Below are 15483 nucleotides of genomic sequence, written 5' to 3'. Positions count from 1 at the left end.
ATGGATCAACAAACCCGACAACAGCGACCCCGAACAGACCACCGCCCCGCCCGTGCCCAACCGGCCACCAGCACAAAGCTGAACAAAATCAAGAAAATGTCTCAGTTGACTTGACAGGTTCTGACGGTTGATCCAGCTACGACGAATCAGCGCCGGACGGATCCAGCGGCGGGCGACTCAGGCAAGCCCGTTCTGACACAGATGGCCGAAGAGTTCGAGAGCGTCGCCACGGGTCGCTCCGACCCGGTCGAGTACATCGGGGTCACGCAGCCGCCGAATGACCGCGCCGAGGATCTCGGCCCACAACGCGGGGGTTCCGCGGGTTACCTCACCCCGCAGCATCGCCCGTTGCACGATGCTCTCGATCTCCCGGATCGCGATCTCCTGGTGCCGGTCATAGATGTGACGCGTCGGTGAGTAGTTCTCCACGTCGTGGATGAACTGGCGGCTGGCACGGCGGTTGCGCTCGACCGAAGCCGATAGGTACGCCTCGACCTGGTCGCGCACGCCGTCCGCATCGCGCGCGCGGCGGAGGGCGTCCTTGCCCATGCTGTTGAAGAAGCGGTCGACAACGCCGACGACGACCTCCTCCTTGCTCTGACCGAGCTGATACAGGGTGCGCCGCGAGGTCTGGACGAGCCGGGCCATGTCGCCGACAGTCAGGTGCCGGAAGCCCTCACCGAGGAAGAGCTTCTCGAGTTGGTCGAGGACGTCCGCCTGCCGTGCCGACAACTGGCTCGGCCGCACGATCATCGACTGACTCGTCATCACACACCTCTATCCGCTTGCCGGCGAATGGGTCCTCCGCCGCCAGGTGGTACTCACTTGCCGGGAAGAATACCGATGTGGCCGATCGCCATCTCGGGTGAGTCGCGGGCGGCCGGTTCACGAGGGGGTGCCGCAACGACGCAGCTTCCATTCGGCCATGGAACCAAAGAGGTCGATGGACTCGACCTGTGGTGTCTCGGGACGCGCGCGACGGTAGGCGTGGTACGTCGTCACCACGACGCGCTCGGCCTGGGGCAGCGTGGCGAACGGTCCCAGGTCCATACGGTCAGCCGCCTCCCGCCACGAGTGCCCGGCGTGCAGCGACTTCTCGACCTCGCTCTTGACGTGCGCGAGGTAGGCACGTGCGGACAGGATGCCGTCGACGTCCGAGACCGGGCCGTGCCCGGGCACGACGATCTCCGGCTCGAGCCTGATCATCCGGTCGCAAGCTTCGATCCAGTCATCGAGCGAGTCGGCCCACATGATCGGTGTCCTCCCGATGAACAGCAGGTCACCGGCGAAGAGCACCCCGCAGTCCGGTACGTGGGCGATGGCGTCGCCGGATGTGTGGGCAGGGCCCAGTCGAAGCAGCTCGACGCGGCGCCCGCCGACGTCGACCGACACCCGCGTCTCGAAGGTCACGTCGGGCCCACGCATGGCGATACCCTCGAAGTCGAACGGTCCGAAGCAGTCACGTAGGAACGGCGAGAGGATCGGACCAAGGTCGGCCTCGACCAGGCTGCGCAAGCGTTCCGGGGTGGACCCGTGCCGCATCTCGTGGACGGTCTCGGACGTCGCGTGGATGGCGACGTCGGCTCCGAGGAGCTGGTTGCCGAAGCAATGATCCCCATTGGCGTGCGTGTTCAGCGCCCCTCGGACAGGGCTCGTCGCGGTTATCACCCGCATCGCGTCCAACATCTCGGCGGTCAGCGGCAGGTCGAACAACGTATCGACGAGGAAACTCTCCCCGTCGCCCCCGATCAGGCCCGCGTTGCTCCAGCCCCACCCACCGTCGGGCAGCAGCCAGGCCCAGACCCGATCGGCCACCTCATGCAGTCCCCTGGTGTACCCGGTCATCGCGATCCCTTCCATCAGTAGCCCGACGACAGCCGGTGGACCTCCGGGCCCGGCACAATGCGCTGCGCGGTCCGCCCGAGCAGGTCTCCTGTCAGTGACACCACGTCGCCTGGCCTGAGCCAGCGCTCGTACGTCGCGGGATCTCCGTTGAGGTGCTCCAACAGACACCCTCCCGGAAGGGTCCCGGACCCGATCACATCGCCCGCCCTGAGCGTCGTACCCCGCGAGACGAACGAGATGATCTCGGCGAACGTCCAGTCCATCGACGCTGTCGTGCCGCGCGCCAGTTCCTGCCCGTTGACCGCAGCCGAGATGACCAGGTCCAGCCCCTCGCCGGCGAAGCGGTCCTCGACCTCGTCGGAGGTCAGCAGCCATGGGCCGAGGGTGACGCCGCAGTCCTTGCCCTTGCCTTGGCCGATGCCCAGCGCGGTGTCCATGCGCTGCAAGTCACGCGCCGTCCAGTCGCAGAAGAAGGTGTACCCGGCGATGCTGTCCTGCGCCGCACGTTGGTCGAGGTCGCCGCCTCCGATGCCGATCACCGCGGCGATCTCGAGTTCGAAGTCGAACCATCGCGAGCCTGGTGCGACGGGTACGTCGTCGTACGGGCCGTACACCGTCGCAGGATTGCCGAAGTAGAAGGCCGGCACCTGGTACCAGACCTCCCCGAGTTCGGGATCGCGGCCGTAGGCCCTCCGGCAACCCCGCGCGTGTTCCAAGAACCCCAGCGCGTCCCGGACGGACGGTGGGTGCGGAATCGGCGGCAGGAGTACGCAGTCTTCCCATTCGACGACCGCGCCGGGCGAACGCGCGAGGCGCGCGGCCACCTCGTCCAACTCGGTGCGTCCCGAACCGATGAGGTCGAGGAGCGGACGTGCGACATCGAGCACGTGCACAGCCCCATCAACGACCAGCCCTACGCGCTCCTCATCCGCGTGACGACAGGTCACCCAACGCATATCGACCCTCCCGTCCCGATCAGGCCCCGTGCGGCGCCGGCGACTTCGTCCCCGCCGTGTCCGCGCCCCACCAGTCCGGCCTCGGCGGAACAAGGCCGCCGTAGGCCTGCGACCGCTCCCGGATGTACGCGCCGGACTCCTCGAGCCCGCGCACCGCCTTGTCGAGCAGATCCGGCTTCATGCGGCCATTGCTCTTGACCACCTCACCACTGACGACCACCGTGTCGATGTCGGCGACCGTCGCGTTCATGACGATGGTCGACAACGGGTCGAGCGCGGGGACAAGTCGCGGGCTGCGCCGATCGACCAGGACGAGGTCAGCCGCCTTACCCACCTCGATGGACCCGCAGACGTCACCGAGTCCGAGGCCGATGGCCCCGCCGAGCGTCGCGAAGTGCATGACATCGGCCGCGTGCAGTTGCAAGCCTTCCATGTCGTAGACGCCCACCTCCTCGAGAGCCTTCTGGTTGCTGCGTACTCTCTCGCCGGCCAGCATCAGCCGCATGGCCGTGAACATGTCCGGCGAGTTGTTCGACTGGATGTCCGTGCCGAGACCGGCCGTGACCCCGGCCCGGTCGGCGATCGCGGCGATCGGGTAGCCCATGCCCATGCCCAGCTCGGTCTCCGGCGTCGACGAGACCTTGCACCCGTGCTCTGCCAGCAACGCGAGGTCCGCGGCATCGGACGTGTTGCAGTGCGAGTGCAACTGGTGCGACCAGAGCAGGCCGGCCGTGGCGAGTTCCTGGATTTCCGACGGGTATCCGGGCCGCCACCGCGAGTTGGTGTGAGCGTGAATCAAACAGTCGAGCTCTTGCCCGAGCCGCATCTCGCGAGCGACCTGATCCATGCCGACGAGGGTGATCTCTGTCGGCGCGAGGCCGAACCGGGCGCGTCCGTCCGCCCCGCCGGTCCATGACCCGGCCACCCGACGCGCATCGTCCATGCGCTGCTCGAGGCTGGTGAAGAACCGCGATTCGGCCGGCTGATCATAGAGGCCGTAACACCACACTCCGCGGATACCCGATTCGGTGAATGCGCCGGCGCCGGCGTCCGCGTGCTCCGGAGTGACAATGCAGTGGTTGTAGTCGACCGAGCAGGTCGTCCCCGAATCGAGCAGGCTCACGGCCGCCCCCAGGGTCCCGTTGTAGACGTCAACGGCACGGTGCACGCCGGAGTGGTTGCGGCGAATCACCCACACGTAGTCGGCAAGCGTGAAGTTGGCGGTCAGGCCCCGTATGGTGGCCTGCCACATGTGGTGGTGGGTGTCGACGAAACCCGGGATGATCCATGCCCACTGCGCATCAACCACAGTCGCCCCCTCTGCGACGATCTGCGGTTCGAGCCGAGCAATTCGTCCGTTCACCACCTCGATGTCGACGCGGCGGAAGTCGTTTGCGCGCGGATCGCCGATCAACACCTGAGCTCCGCGATAGATGGTGTGAGTGCTCATGGGGCTCCTTCCGGCGGCGTCGGCCCGAATCGGACACCGCTGGGTCAGCGCCACGGCGGCCGTTCGCCTCCGTGGCTTCAAGTGGGGGCACTGCATTGCACGGTACCAGGAGTGGGTATATGGTACCACTCATGGTACCCGCCTCATCGATGTCGCTCCCCGTGATCGATCTGGACGCCGCCACCCCCGTCCCGACACCTACGACCCGCCCCTTCTGGGACGCGGCGCGTGAGGGACGCCTGTCGGTGCAGCACTGCGACTCCTGCTCCAGTTACCTGTTCTATCCCCGCCTGGCCTGCGTGGAGTGCGGATCGCGCAGGCTCTCATGGGTCGAGACGAGCGGGCGAGCCACCCTCCTGAGCTACGTGATCGTGCACATGCCCGCTCCTGGGTTCGAGGAGGCCGCGCCGTACACGCTGGCGATCGTTCGTCTGGCGGAGGGGCCGACCATGATGACCAACATCGTCGGGGTCGAGCCCCACCCGGAGAACCTGGTGCTCGACATGAACCTCGAGGTCAGCTTCGAGAACCGGGGTGGTTGGGTCGTTCCGGTGTTCACCCCAGTGGTCGAAGCGGGCCGATGATGGCCGTCGCGATCGCAGGTGCCGCCGAGACCGCTCTCGGTCGTCTGCCGCACCTGTCGGAGCTGGACCTGCATGTGGACGCGGCCCTGCTGGCGTTGGCCGACGCCGGATTGAGCCTCGAGGACGTCGACGGCGTGACGAGTGCGGTGCACAATCCGATCGACGTCGCCCATGCGTTGGGAGTCCGGCCGACATGGTTCGACGGCACCAGCGTCGGTGGCACGTCGTTCCTCGTTCACGTGCGACACGCGGCCGCCGCGATCGACGCGGGTCAGGCCGACGTCGTGCTGGTACTGCACGGCGAGTCGCGGCGCTCGACGGTTGGCCGCCACCCGCGCCCGATTCCCGCGGACGGCATGATGGGGCAGTTCGAGCTGCCGTTCGGCGTGTACGGGCCGCCGACGATGTTCACGCTCCCCTACCTTCGTTACGCGCACGCGACCGGTACCACGCTGGAGCAGCTGGCCGCGGTCCCGGCCCGGCAGAGCGAGTGGGCAGACGGCAACCCGCGAGCCGCGCGCTCCACCCGCGTGGATGTCGCCGAGGTGCTGGCGTCACCCGTCATCGCGTGGCCCTTCACCAAGCTCATGTGTTGCATGGTCAGCGACGGCGGCGGCGCGCTCGTCCTGACAACAGCCGAACGGGCCAAGGACCTGCGCCGCCCACCCGTGTACCTGTGGGGAGCGGGCGAGGCCGGAGACAGTCCGATGGTCTCGCAGATGCCGGATCTCACCCGGGCCGAGACGTTCGAGAGATCCGCGGCAGCAGCGTTCCGCGAAGCTCGGATCACCGTGAACGACGTGGACCATCTCATGATCTATGACGCCTTCGCCCACGTACCGTTGTACGGCTTGGAGGCACTCGGCTTCGTGGGCCGAGGCGAGGCTGGTGGATTCATCGCCGACGGCAACACGGCACCCGGCGGAGCGCTGCCGCTCAACACGAACGGCGGTGGTCTCCGCTACACCCACACTGGAATGTACGGAATGTTCGCGATCCAGGAGTCGGCGCGCCAGCTCCGTGGCGAGGCCTACTCACAGGTCGAAGGTGTCGAGGTCAGTGTGGTGCAAGGGGTCGGACACTTCTTCTCCGAGGCGGCGACACTCGTGCTTGCGAACCAGGAGCCCGCATGAACACCCTGGCCGGCGCCCGATCACCCCGGGCGCGAGGGTTCTACGAGATCGGCCGGACGAGCCCGCACCGCACCGCGCTGCACGCCGACGGCGATGTCCTCACCTACGCAGCGTTGCTGGCCGAGGTCCATCGATGGTCGCACCTGCTGACCACCACCATGGCGCTCCAGCGTGGTGACACGATCGCCATGGTCCTGCCCAACTCCGCGCAGTTCGTCACGGTCCAGCTCGCCGCCGAGCAGACCGGGCTGCACCTCGTCCCGATCAACTGGCACCTGACCGTCGCTGAGATCGCCTACCTGCTCGCCGACTCCGGGGCGCAACTGGTCGTGACCGAAGAGCCTCTGGAGTCCGTTGTCGCCGCGGCAGCCGAGAACGTCGGACTGGCGGCAGGCCGGGTCCTGGTGGCCGGGAGCGCGAGCCAGGGGCGGCCGGTCGCCTCCCTGCTCGACGCACAGCCCGTCACGCCGCCCGAGCAACGCAGCGGGGGCTCGATGCACTTCTACAGCTCCGGCACGAGCGGCCGCCCCAAGGGGATCAGGCGTCCCCTCCCCGACCCGCACCGGGACCCCGGTGCGGTCGCCGACGTGCGATCGCGACAGAGATCGGCACAGTTCGGACTCGACGTCGACGCCGGTCGGGTCCACCTCGCCGTGGCGCCGCTCTACCATCCAGGCCCGAACCTCAACGCGTTGAGCGCGTTGCACCTGGGACAGGAGCTGATCCTCACCCGCCGGTTCGACCCCAGGCTCACGCTCAACCTGATCGACGCTCATGGTGTCACGAGCACCTTCATGGTCCCGGTGATGTTCCACCGGCTGCTCAGCCTTCCCGAGCCCGAGCGGGCCGAGTTCGGCGGTTCGTCGCTCCAGGTCGTCATGCACGCGGGCGCGCCGTGCCCGGCCGAGCTCAAGCAGGCGATGATCCGCTGGTGGGGTCCGGTGCTCACCGAGTATTACGGATGCACCGAGTTCGGCATGGCCACCCTGATCACGGCGGAGGAGTGGCTGTGCAAGCCCGGCTCCGTCGGGCGTCCCGCCGAGGGGATCTCGCTCGAGGTGCGTGACGAGCAGGGCCGCCCACTCCCCCCGGGACACACGGGCACCGTCTACGTCCGCGGTGGCTACGACTTCGCCTACACCGGAGCGGCGGCCGACGGGGACGTGGCAGGTCCCGCTGCCGCGGACGACCCGTACCGGACCGCGGGCGACCTGGGCCGCCTCGACGAGGACGGCTACCTCTTCATCGTGGATCGACGCGCCGACCTCATCATCTCGGGCGGGGTCAACATCTACCCGGCAGAGGTGGAGGCCGCGTTGGCCACCGAGCCCTCGGTCGCCGACGTCGTGGTGGTCGGTACACCCGACGAGGAGTGGGGACAGCGCGTCGTCGCGGTGATCGAGCTTCACCCTGGCCATGAGCCCGGTGAGCCGGCCGTCACCCGACTCACCGAACACCTCGCAAGCCGGCTTGCCCGGTTCAAGAGCCCACGTGCGTACCGCTTCGTCGACTCCGTCCCTCGCACCTCGCTCGGAAAGGTGAATCGCTCGCAGGTGCTGCAAGCGCTGATGCGGACGACCTCGGAAGACGACGTGCCCGCACCTCACGGCCGGTGACGCCGGCCGGTCCGGCGGGCGCGCTCCGCCACCGCACCATGCCTCACACATAGTGAAAGGAACCGTTCTTGAGCAGCGAGACCCCCGTGTACGTGGTGACCGGCGGCGCCGGCGGTCTTGGCGGTGCCACCGCCAGGAGACTCGCCCGCCGAGGCGCCACCGTCGTCGTGACCGACATCGTCGATGTCGACGAGTCCACCGTCCGTACCGAGTACGGGGTACATGCGGTTTTCGTCCGGGGCGACGTGTGCTCCGAGGCGGACGTCACCCGGGTGCTCGACGTCGCGGCCGAACGCGGCAGCATTCGCGCCCTGGTCCACTGCCCCGGCAAGGGGTTTCCGCGGCGGATCGTCGACCGCGCCGGGGTGCCGTTCCCGCTCGAGGACTTCGAGGCCGCGGTCCGGCTCAACCTGATTGGCACCTTCAATTGCGTACGTCTTGTCGCGGCTCGTATGGCGACCAACCACCCCGTCGACGGTGAGCGGGGCGCGATCGTGATGACCGCCTCGGTCGCGGCCTGGGACGGGCAGATCGGGCAGGTGGCGTATGCCGCTGCCAAGGCCGGCGTGGTGGGCATGACCCTCTGCGCCGCTCGGGACCTTTCGGATCTCGGGATCCGGGTTAACACGATCGCTCCCGGGATCTTCGACACACCGCTGCTCGCCCGCCTCGACGACGGCATCCGAGCGACGCTGGCCGCGTCCGTCACCTTCCCCAAACGGCTCGGTGAGCCCGAGGAGTACGCCATACTCGCCGAACAGATGCTCGACAACCACTATCTCAATGGCGAAGTCGTCAGGCTTGACGGCGCGATCCGGATGGCCGCGCGATGAGCGCGGCGGCCGAGCCGGTCCTGTTCGAGGAGTCTGCCGGGATCGCGACGATCACCCTGAACCGGCCGCACGTACGCAACGCGGCCGACTCCGCGATGGCGCACGCGATGGCAGAGATCGTCGATCATCTCAACCAGCGCAACGACCTGCGGGTGGCCATCCTCACCGGCGCCGGTGGCACCTTCTGTTCCGGGATGGACCTCAAGGCGTTCGTCCTCGGCGAGCGCTCCTCCATCCCGGGACGCGGCTTCGCCGGTTTCACCGCGAGGCCACCGGCGATCCCGGTCATCGCGGCGGTCGAGGGTGCCGCGGTCGCCGGCGGATGCGAACTGGTCCTCGCGTGCGATCTCGTGGTCGCCGGTCAGTCGGCACGATTCGGCATCCCCGAGGTCAAACGGGGCCTTGTCGCGGTCGGAGGCGCGCTGCTCAAACTCCCTCAACGAATTCCCCATCAGGTCGCGATGGAATGGATCCTCACCGGCGACCTGTTCACCGCGAAGCGCGCCCACGCATTGGGCCTCGTCAACCACCTGGCGCCCGACGGCGGGGCGCTGACGATGGCCCGGGAGCTCGCCGAGCGGGTGGCGGCCAACGGCCCCCTCGCCCTGCGCGCGAGCAAGGAGATCGTGACGGCTTCGCGCGGATGGACGCCGGACGAGGCGTACGACCGCCAGTTCGCGATCGCACGAGTCGCGATGGAGTCGGAAGACGCCCGAGAAGGGGCACGCGCATTCGCCGAGAAGCGCTCGCCTGTCTGGAGCGGACGATGAGCGGCGGACCGCTCGAGGGCGTCCGCGTGTTCGAGCTGGGTGGCATCGGTCCGGCCCCGTTCGCCTGCATGATGCTGGCCGACCTCGGTGCGGACGTCATCCGCGCGGACCGGCCCGGAGCTTTCATGCACCCCGTACTGCACCGCAATCGAAGGTCGATCGCCTTGGACCTCAAGAGCCCGCGAGGACGGGATCTCGCACTTCGCATCGCCGGAACCAGCGACGCCGTCGTCGAAGGATTCCGGCCTGGCGCCGCCGAGCGGCTCGGCCTCGGCCCCGACGACGTGGCCGGCGTCAACGCGCGGGCTGTCTACGGACGGATGACCGGTTGGGGCCAGGACGGCCCGTGGGCCCAGATGCCCGGGCACGACATCAACTACATCGCACTCACGGGCGCGCTCCACGCGATCGGCCCGGCCGACGGCGATCCGGTCGTGCCGCTGAATCTGGTCGGCGACTTCGGCGGCGGCGGGATGCTGCTCGCTTACGGACTCCTGGCTGGCATCGTCAACGCCCGGACGACCGGCCGCGGACAGGTGGTCGACGCTGCCATGGTTGACGGTTCCGCCCTGCTGATGTCCATGATCCACGGCTACCTGAGCCAGGGCCGCTGGGCCGACGTCCGTGGTGTGAACCGTCTCGACGGCACCGCGCCGTGGTACCGGACCTACGCCTGCGCCGACGGGCGCCACATTGCCGTCGGGTGCATCGAACCGCAGTTCTACACGGCCTTCCTCCGGGTGCTCGGCCTGACGGAGGACGCCGACTTCGACGCGCCTGACGACGAGGGCCGCTGGCGGGCGATGACCGCACGTCTGCGGTCGATATTCGCGACCCGAACGCGCGACGAGTGGGCGTCCTTGTTCGACCGGACCGATGCCTGTGTCACGCCGGTGCTGTCGATCGGCGAGGCGCCCTCGCATCCGCACAACGCGGCCCGGGGCACGTACGAGGAGATCGATGGCGGGTATGCGCCCCGGCCCGCACCGCGTTTCGGTACGACGCCGTCCGGCCCGGGCCGGCCAGCACCGGCGGTCGGGGCCGACGGGATCGATCTCCTGTCCGAGCTCGACGTCGCCACCGGTGAGGCGCAGGAACTGATCAGCGCTGGGGTTGTCACCATTCCGCCGGAGGCTCCCTGATCCCGGCCGGCCGGGATCAGGCGCCCTCGCGCGGTGGTCAGTCCGGCCGTAGGCTCGCCGAGGGCCATCTGCCTGACCGGACGAGCGCCTGCGCGAGGTGGGCCAGCTCGGTCGCGACAGCCTGGACCGGCGCGGGGGTGCGGCCGCCTCGCGGCATGCCGAGCACGACCGTGCGCGTCACCTCCGGTGCGGTGAGCGGGGCGCCGCTGAGCACTGCGGCGGCGATGTCGCCGGCGACGCCGGCCGCGGGGAGCACCGTCCAGCCGTGCCCGGCGAGGACCAGCTGCTTCTGCAGGTGCATCGAGTTGGCCTGCACGGCGATGCGGGGCGGCGTCGGCACCGAGGAGCGGGCCTGATCGATGAGGGCCCGCAGCCCGTGGCCGGTGACGGGCAGCACGAGCGGGTGTGCGAGCACGGTCTCCCAGGGGACCGGCGACTCGGGAGTCAGCCCGGCGTCCGGCGGCGCCACCGCCCACAGGTGCTCGCGCAGCAGCGGGGTCACCGCCAGCGACGGCGTGTCGGTCAGGTTGTAGAGCAGCGACATGTCGACGTCGCCCGCGTCGAGCCACTGCCGCAGGTGGCCGGAGTACCCGGTCAGCAGGCGCAGCTGGATGCCGGGGTACCGGGCGGCGATCGTGGCGGCCAGCGGCTGCGCCAGGAGGTCGACGGCGCTCTCCAGCAGGCCGACGCTCACGATCCCGCTGACCCCGCCGGGATCGGGGCGGATCTCAGCGCGGGCCCGTTCCAGCTCGTGCAGCGCCCGGCGGGCCCGCTCGACCAGCAGCAGCCCGGCCGCCGTCGGTACCATCCCCTGCCGGGTCCGCTCGAACAGCGCAACGCCGACTTCCTCCTCCAGCATGCGGATCTGTCGGGTGACCGCGGGCTGGACCGTGTGCAGCACGTGGGCCGCCCGCGTCACGCTGCCCACCTCCGCGACCGTCACCAACGCGGTCAACTGCTTGAGGTCCAAGCGTCACCCTCCCATGCCGACGCCGTATGTGCCCATCATGAAAAGGTATTTCACGAACCCTCTGATCGCATCACATGATGGGCGGGTGAGCATATTAGCCGAGTCGCTGCGACACTGGCAGCAGGAACCGGTGGAGCTGACACGCCGGGTCGACCCTTGGCCGGCGGAGGCGTTCGCGGGCCTGATCGGGGTGCCGCCACCCGACGCCGATGGTCCCCTGCCGCCGCTCTGGCACTGGTTCACGCTGCTCGAGCATCCGGCCACGGCGGAGATCGGCGCCGACGGCCACCCGGCGGCCGGCCCGTTCCTGCCGCCGATTCCGGGCCGGCGGCGGATGTTCGCGGGCGGCCGGCTGCGTCAGGACGCGCCGATCCCTGTCGGTGCGCGGCTGTCGGCCCGCTCCAGCCTCGCCGGAGTGACGCTGAAGGCCGGCCGCACCGGCGAGCTGGCGTTCGTGACGGTACGGCACGAGCTCACCGCGGACGGCGTGCCGGTCGGCGTCGAGGAGCAGGACATCGTGTACCGCTCGGCACCGCACGGCGCGGCTGCGCGCCCGGTCGACCGCCCCGAGACGGGCGGCCCTGATCCGGACGGGGCGTGGCGCCTCACGGTGGCCGCCGACCCCGTCCTGCTGTTCCGGTTCAGCGCGTTGACGTACAACGGCCACCGCATCCACTACGACCGGCCCTACGCCACCGAGGTCGAGGGCCACCCGGACCTGGTCGTGCACGGCCCGCTGCTCGCCCTGCTGGCGCTCGAGCTCCCGCGGGTCAACGCTCCGGACCGGGTGGTGCGCCGTTTCGAGTACCGGCTGGTCCGGCCGGCGTTCGCGCCGGCGCGGATCGTGAGCGCCGGTCGGCTCGAGGGGTCCGCGGTCGACGTTTCGGTCGGCGCCGCCGGTGCCGAACCGTCGCTGACGGCGAAGGTCGAACTGGCGTGAGCATCCCTGCCCTGCCGCTGCACGGGATCACCGTCGTCAGCCTCGAACAGGCCGTCGCCGCGCCGTTCGCGACCCGGCAGCTCGCCGACCTCGGCGCGCGGGTCATCAAGATCGAGCGGCCCGACGGCGGTGACTTCGCCCGTGGGTACGACGAGGCGGTCCATGGCCACTCGAGCTACTTCGTGTGGCTCAACCGCTCGAAGGAGTCGCTGACGCTGGACGTCAAGTCGGCGCCGGGCCAGGTCATCCTCGGCGAGCTGCTGGACCGCGCCGACGTCTTCGTGCAGAACCTCGGGCCCGGTGCCGCGGCCCGGCTCGGCGTCGATGCACCGGCGCTGGCCCGTTCGCATCCGCGGCTGATCCCGTGCACGGTGTCAGGATGGGGTACCGACGGCCCCTGGGCGGACCGCAAGGCGTACGACCTGCTGGTGCAGTGCGAGACAGGCCTGCTGTCGCTGACCGGCACGCCCGCGCACATGGCCAAGGTGGGCATCTCGGTGGCCGACATCGCCGCCGGGATGTACGCCTACAGCGGCGTGCTGACCGCGCTGCTGCAACGGGCGACGACCGGCACGGTGATGACGGTCGAGGTCTCGCTGTTCGAGGCGCTCGCCGAGTGGATGGGCTCGCCTGCGTACTACACGCGCTACGGCGCCGGGCAGCCGGCCCGAACCGGCGCCGAGCACGCCACCATCGCCCCCTACGGTCCGTACGACATCGCGGACGGGACAGTGCTGCTAGCCGTGCAGAACGAGCGGGAATGGCGGTCCCTGTGCGCAACCGTCCTCGGTGACGCGGCGATCGCCGACGATCCCCGGTTCGGGTCGAACGCGGCCAGGGTGGCGCACCGGACGGAGCTCAACGGCCTGCTCCGCGCCGCGCTGGCCGACCTGGACGCCGCCGCCGCCAGCGCCCTGCTCGACCGGGCGGGCATCGCCAACGCCCGGATCAACCAGGTCCGGGACTTCCTGGACCATCCCGTGCTGGCCGGACGCGACCGCTGGCGCCCGGTCGGCGTGCCCGGCGGGACCGTGGCGGCGCTCCGCCCGCCGGTCGACCTGGCCGGCGTCGAGCCGGTCATGGGCCCGGTTCCCGCGCTCGGCGAGCACACCGACGCGATCCTGCGCGAGCTCGGCCGCAGCGACACCACGATCACCGCGCTACGCCACCAAGCCGTGGTTTGAAAGGACCGACCATGTTGAGCAGTGATGAGCAGGCGATTCTCGACGTCGTCGCCGAATTCGTCGACCGTGAGGTCCGGCCCGTCGTCCGTGAGCTGGAGCATGCCAACACGTACCCCGAGCGGCTCATCGAACAGATGAAGCAGCTCGGCATCTACGGGCTGGCCATCCCCGAGCCCTGGGGCGACGCCCCGGTGTCGATGCCCTGCTACGCCCTGGTCACCGCCGAACTGGCCCGCGGCTGGATGAGCCTGGCCGGCGCGATGGGCGGCCACACCGTCGTGGCCAAGCTGCTGCTGGCCTTCGGCACGAAGGAGCAGCAGGACCGGTACCTGCCGAGGATGGCCACCGGAGAACTGCGCGCCACAATGGCGCTCACCGAGCCCGGCGGCGGCTCCGACCTGCAGAACCTGGCTACCCAGGCCCACCGCGACGGCGACACCTACGTCGTCAACGGGTCCAAGACGTGGATCAGCAACGCCCGCCGATCGGGGCTGATCGCGCTGCTGTGCAAGACTGATCCGGCCGCCCGACCCCGGCACAAGGGCATCTCCGTCCTGCTCGTCGAGCACGGCCCGGGCCTGACCGTGTCGAGAGATCTGCCGAAGCTGGGGTACAAGGGCGTCGATGCATGCGAGCTCGTCTTCGACGACTACCGCGCACCGGCCGGCGCGCTCCTCGGCGGGGTCGAGGGACAGGGCTTCGCCCAGATGATGAAGGGCCTGGAGACTGGCCGGATTCAGGTCGCCGCCCGCGCGCTCGGGGTCGCCCAGGCCGCGTTCGACGACGCACTGCGCTACGCCCAGGAGCGGGAGAGCTTCGGCAGACCGATCTGGCAACACCAGTCGATCGGCAACTACCTGGCGGACATGGCCACCAAGATCACCGCGGCCCGGCAGCTAATCCTCCACGCCGCCGGGCGATTCGACCGCGGGCAGCGCTGCGACATGGAGGCCGGAATGGCTAAACTGTTCGCCTCCGAGACCGCGATGCAGGTGGCCCTGGACGCGGTCCGCATCCACGGCGGCTACGGCTACTCCACCGAGTTCGACGTCGAACGGTACTTCCGCGACGCCCCGCTGATGATCGTCGGCGAAGGTACCAACGAGATCCAACGCAACGTCATCGCTGCTCAGCTGGTCAAGCGCGGCGGCCTGGACCGGACATGATCGGCGGCACACCCGCGCCGCGGTGCCCGGCCCTGTTGTTCTGCCCGGGCGACCGTCCGGACCGGTTCGACAAGGCCGCCGCGGCCGCCGACACGGTGATCCTCGACCTGGAGGACGCCGTCGCCGCGGACCGCAAGGCACGCGCACGCGAAGCCGTCGTGCCCGCACTGCGCCGACTCGACCCCAGCCGGACCATCGTACGGATCAACGGCGTCGGCACACCGTGGCACGACGACGACCTCGCCGCCCTCGCCGGCTCGCCCGGCACCGTCGTGATGCTGCCGAAGGCCTGCGACGTCGCGGCAGTCGAGGCCCTCGCACCCCGCCCCGTCGTCGCGCTCTGCGAGACCGCCGCGGGTGTGCTCGCCGCCCCGGCACTCGCCGCGGCCGCGAACTGCGCCGGGCTCATGTGGGGCAGCGAGGACCTGGTCGCCGACCTCGGCGGGCGGCCCGGACGGACGCCGACCGGCGCCTACCCACCCGCCGTCGAGGAGGCCCGCACCCGGATCCTGTACGCGGCAAGGGCATCCGGCGTACTGCCGATCGACACCGTCCTCGTCGACCTCGCCGACGCGGACCTTCTGCGCGCGGACAGCGCCGCGGCCGTGACGGCCGGTTTTGCCGCGAAGGCCTGCATCCATCCGTCCCAGGTCCCCGCGGTACGGGAGGCGTTCAGGCCGACCACGGAACAGATCCGGTGGGCGCGCGATGTCACGGCTGCGGCCGGCACAGCATCGGCAGTGTTCCGGTTCGCCGGCCGGATGGTCGACGCTCCGGTGCTCGCCCATGCCGCCGAGATTCTCCGCCAGGCCGAGCGGCACGGCTAATCTAAGTGGTCCGTTCCGTAAGTCCTTCGGGGGTTATGTGGCGAGGGCCGGTGCGGCAGGCTGGTGG

Annotated in this window: 15 protein-coding genes; 10 read left to right on the top strand and 5 right to left on the bottom strand. The window is 69.7% G+C overall.

Features of this window, described 5'->3' with window-relative positions:
* Nucleotides 1-177 precede the first annotated feature (177 nt).
* The 4 genes from V6U90_RS30480 to V6U90_RS30465 form a co-directional block, all read right to left on the bottom strand.
* Complete coding sequence (locus tag V6U90_RS30480) at nt 178-768, bottom strand: TetR/AcrR family transcriptional regulator (RefSeq protein WP_334444082.1); 591 nt, start codon at nt 766-768, stop codon at nt 178-180.
* Nucleotides 769-885: 117 nt separating this feature from the next.
* Complete coding sequence (locus V6U90_RS30475) at nt 886-1845, bottom strand: MBL fold metallo-hydrolase (protein ID WP_334444080.1); 960 nt, start codon at nt 1843-1845, stop codon at nt 886-888.
* A gap of 14 nt (nt 1846-1859) precedes the next feature.
* Nucleotides 1860-2732, bottom strand: coding sequence for a fumarylacetoacetate hydrolase family protein (locus V6U90_RS30470; RefSeq protein WP_334444078.1), 873 nt, complete (start codon nt 2730-2732; stop codon nt 1860-1862).
* Between the two features lie 88 nt (nt 2733-2820).
* Complete coding sequence (locus tag V6U90_RS30465; protein ID WP_334444076.1) at nt 2821-4251, bottom strand: amidohydrolase family protein; 1431 nt, start codon at nt 4249-4251, stop codon at nt 2821-2823.
* A gap of 161 nt (nt 4252-4412) precedes the next feature.
* On the opposite strand from V6U90_RS30465, the gene V6U90_RS30460 reads away from it, so the two are divergent.
* The 6 genes from V6U90_RS30460 (at nt 4413) to V6U90_RS30435 (ending at nt 10329) form a co-directional block, all read left to right on the top strand.
* On the top strand, nt 4413-4835 hold the full coding sequence (locus V6U90_RS30460; RefSeq protein ID WP_334444073.1) for a Zn-ribbon domain-containing OB-fold protein: 423 nt from the start codon (nt 4413-4415) through the stop codon (nt 4833-4835).
* Complete coding sequence (locus V6U90_RS30455; protein ID WP_334444070.1) at nt 4835-5968, top strand: thiolase C-terminal domain-containing protein; 1134 nt, start codon at nt 4835-4837, stop codon at nt 5966-5968. The genes V6U90_RS30460 and V6U90_RS30455 overlap by 1 nt, the downstream gene beginning before the upstream one ends.
* The gene (locus V6U90_RS30450; protein WP_334444068.1) at nt 5965-7584 is read left to right on the top strand and encodes an AMP-binding protein; all 1620 of its coding nucleotides are present in this window, start codon (nt 5965-5967) and stop codon (nt 7582-7584) included. The genes V6U90_RS30455 and V6U90_RS30450 overlap by 4 nt, the downstream gene beginning before the upstream one ends.
* Nucleotides 7585-7670: 86 nt before the next feature.
* Complete coding sequence (locus V6U90_RS30445; RefSeq protein ID WP_334444066.1) at nt 7671-8417, top strand: SDR family NAD(P)-dependent oxidoreductase; 747 nt, start codon at nt 7671-7673, stop codon at nt 8415-8417.
* Nucleotides 8414-9187, top strand: coding sequence for a crotonase/enoyl-CoA hydratase family protein (locus V6U90_RS30440; protein WP_334444064.1), 774 nt, complete (start codon nt 8414-8416; stop codon nt 9185-9187). Before V6U90_RS30445 ends, V6U90_RS30440 begins: the two co-directional genes overlap by 4 nt.
* Nucleotides 9172-10329: a CaiB/BaiF CoA transferase family protein gene (locus tag V6U90_RS30435; protein ID WP_442933700.1), complete on the top strand. Its 1158-nt coding sequence runs from the start codon at nt 9172-9174 to the stop codon at nt 10327-10329. Before V6U90_RS30440 ends, V6U90_RS30435 begins: the two co-directional genes overlap by 16 nt.
* A 37-nt stretch (nt 10330-10366) precedes the next feature.
* Here the strand turns inward: V6U90_RS30435 and V6U90_RS30430 are convergent, their stop codons facing one another.
* Nucleotides 10367-11299, bottom strand: coding sequence for a LysR family transcriptional regulator (locus V6U90_RS30430; RefSeq protein ID WP_334444059.1), 933 nt, complete (start codon nt 11297-11299; stop codon nt 10367-10369).
* A 13-nt stretch (nt 11300-11312) separates the two neighbouring features.
* Here V6U90_RS30430 and V6U90_RS30425 point away from each other — a divergent pair, with 13 nt between their 5' ends.
* The 4 genes from V6U90_RS30425 to V6U90_RS30410 are packed head-to-tail and all read left to right on the top strand — an operon-like array spanning nt 11313 to nt 15416.
* A complete protein-coding gene (locus tag V6U90_RS30425; protein WP_334444056.1) occupies nt 11313-12239 on the top strand; it encodes an FAS1-like dehydratase domain-containing protein in 927 nt (308 codons plus the stop codon).
* Nucleotides 12236-13423 (top strand): CaiB/BaiF CoA transferase family protein, encoded by a 1188-nt coding sequence (locus tag V6U90_RS30420; RefSeq protein WP_334444053.1) that lies wholly within the window; start codon nt 12236-12238, stop codon nt 13421-13423. The genes V6U90_RS30425 and V6U90_RS30420 overlap by 4 nt, the downstream gene beginning before the upstream one ends.
* An 11-nt stretch (nt 13424-13434) precedes the next feature.
* Nucleotides 13435-14589: an acyl-CoA dehydrogenase family protein gene (locus V6U90_RS30415; RefSeq protein WP_334444050.1), complete on the top strand. Its 1155-nt coding sequence runs from the start codon at nt 13435-13437 to the stop codon at nt 14587-14589.
* Entirely contained in the window at nt 14586-15416 is an 831-nt protein-coding gene (locus V6U90_RS30410) for an HpcH/HpaI aldolase/citrate lyase family protein (RefSeq protein ID WP_334444047.1), read from the top strand. Before V6U90_RS30415 ends, V6U90_RS30410 begins: the two co-directional genes overlap by 4 nt.
* Nucleotides 15417-15483 lie beyond the last annotated feature (67 nt).

This window comes from Micromonospora sp. CPCC 206060, from assembly GCF_036906895.1.
GTDB lineage: Bacteria > Actinomycetota > Actinomycetes > Mycobacteriales > Micromonosporaceae > Micromonospora.
This window is presented reverse-complemented; position numbering and strand designations above follow the sequence as displayed.

Bases quoted from the DNA above. Each gene is read 5' to 3' on its own strand.
- V6U90_RS30480 (WP_334444082.1), bottom strand. From the start codon at position 768: ATGACGAGTCAGTCGATGATCGTGCGGCCGAGCCAGTTGTCGGCACGG.
- V6U90_RS30475 (WP_334444080.1), bottom strand. From the start codon at position 1,845: ATGACCGGGTACACCAGGGGACTGCATGAGGTGGCCGATCGGGTCTGG.
- V6U90_RS30465 (WP_334444076.1), bottom strand. From the start codon at position 4,251: ATGAGCACTCACACCATCTATCGCGGAGCTCAGGTGTTGATCGGCGAT.
- V6U90_RS30455 (WP_334444070.1), top strand. From the start codon at position 4,835: ATGGCCGTCGCGATCGCAGGTGCCGCCGAGACCGCTCTCGGTCGTCTG.
- V6U90_RS30450 (WP_334444068.1), top strand. From the start codon at position 5,965: ATGAACACCCTGGCCGGCGCCCGATCACCCCGGGCGCGAGGGTTCTAC.
- V6U90_RS30440 (WP_334444064.1), top strand. From the start codon at position 8,414: ATGAGCGCGGCGGCCGAGCCGGTCCTGTTCGAGGAGTCTGCCGGGATC.
- V6U90_RS30425 (WP_334444056.1), top strand. From the start codon at position 11,313: ATGCCGACGCCGTATGTGCCCATCATGAAAAGGTATTTCACGAACCCT.
- V6U90_RS30415 (WP_334444050.1), top strand. From the start codon at position 13,435: ATGTTGAGCAGTGATGAGCAGGCGATTCTCGACGTCGTCGCCGAATTC.
- V6U90_RS30410 (WP_334444047.1), top strand. From the start codon at position 14,586: ATGATCGGCGGCACACCCGCGCCGCGGTGCCCGGCCCTGTTGTTCTGC.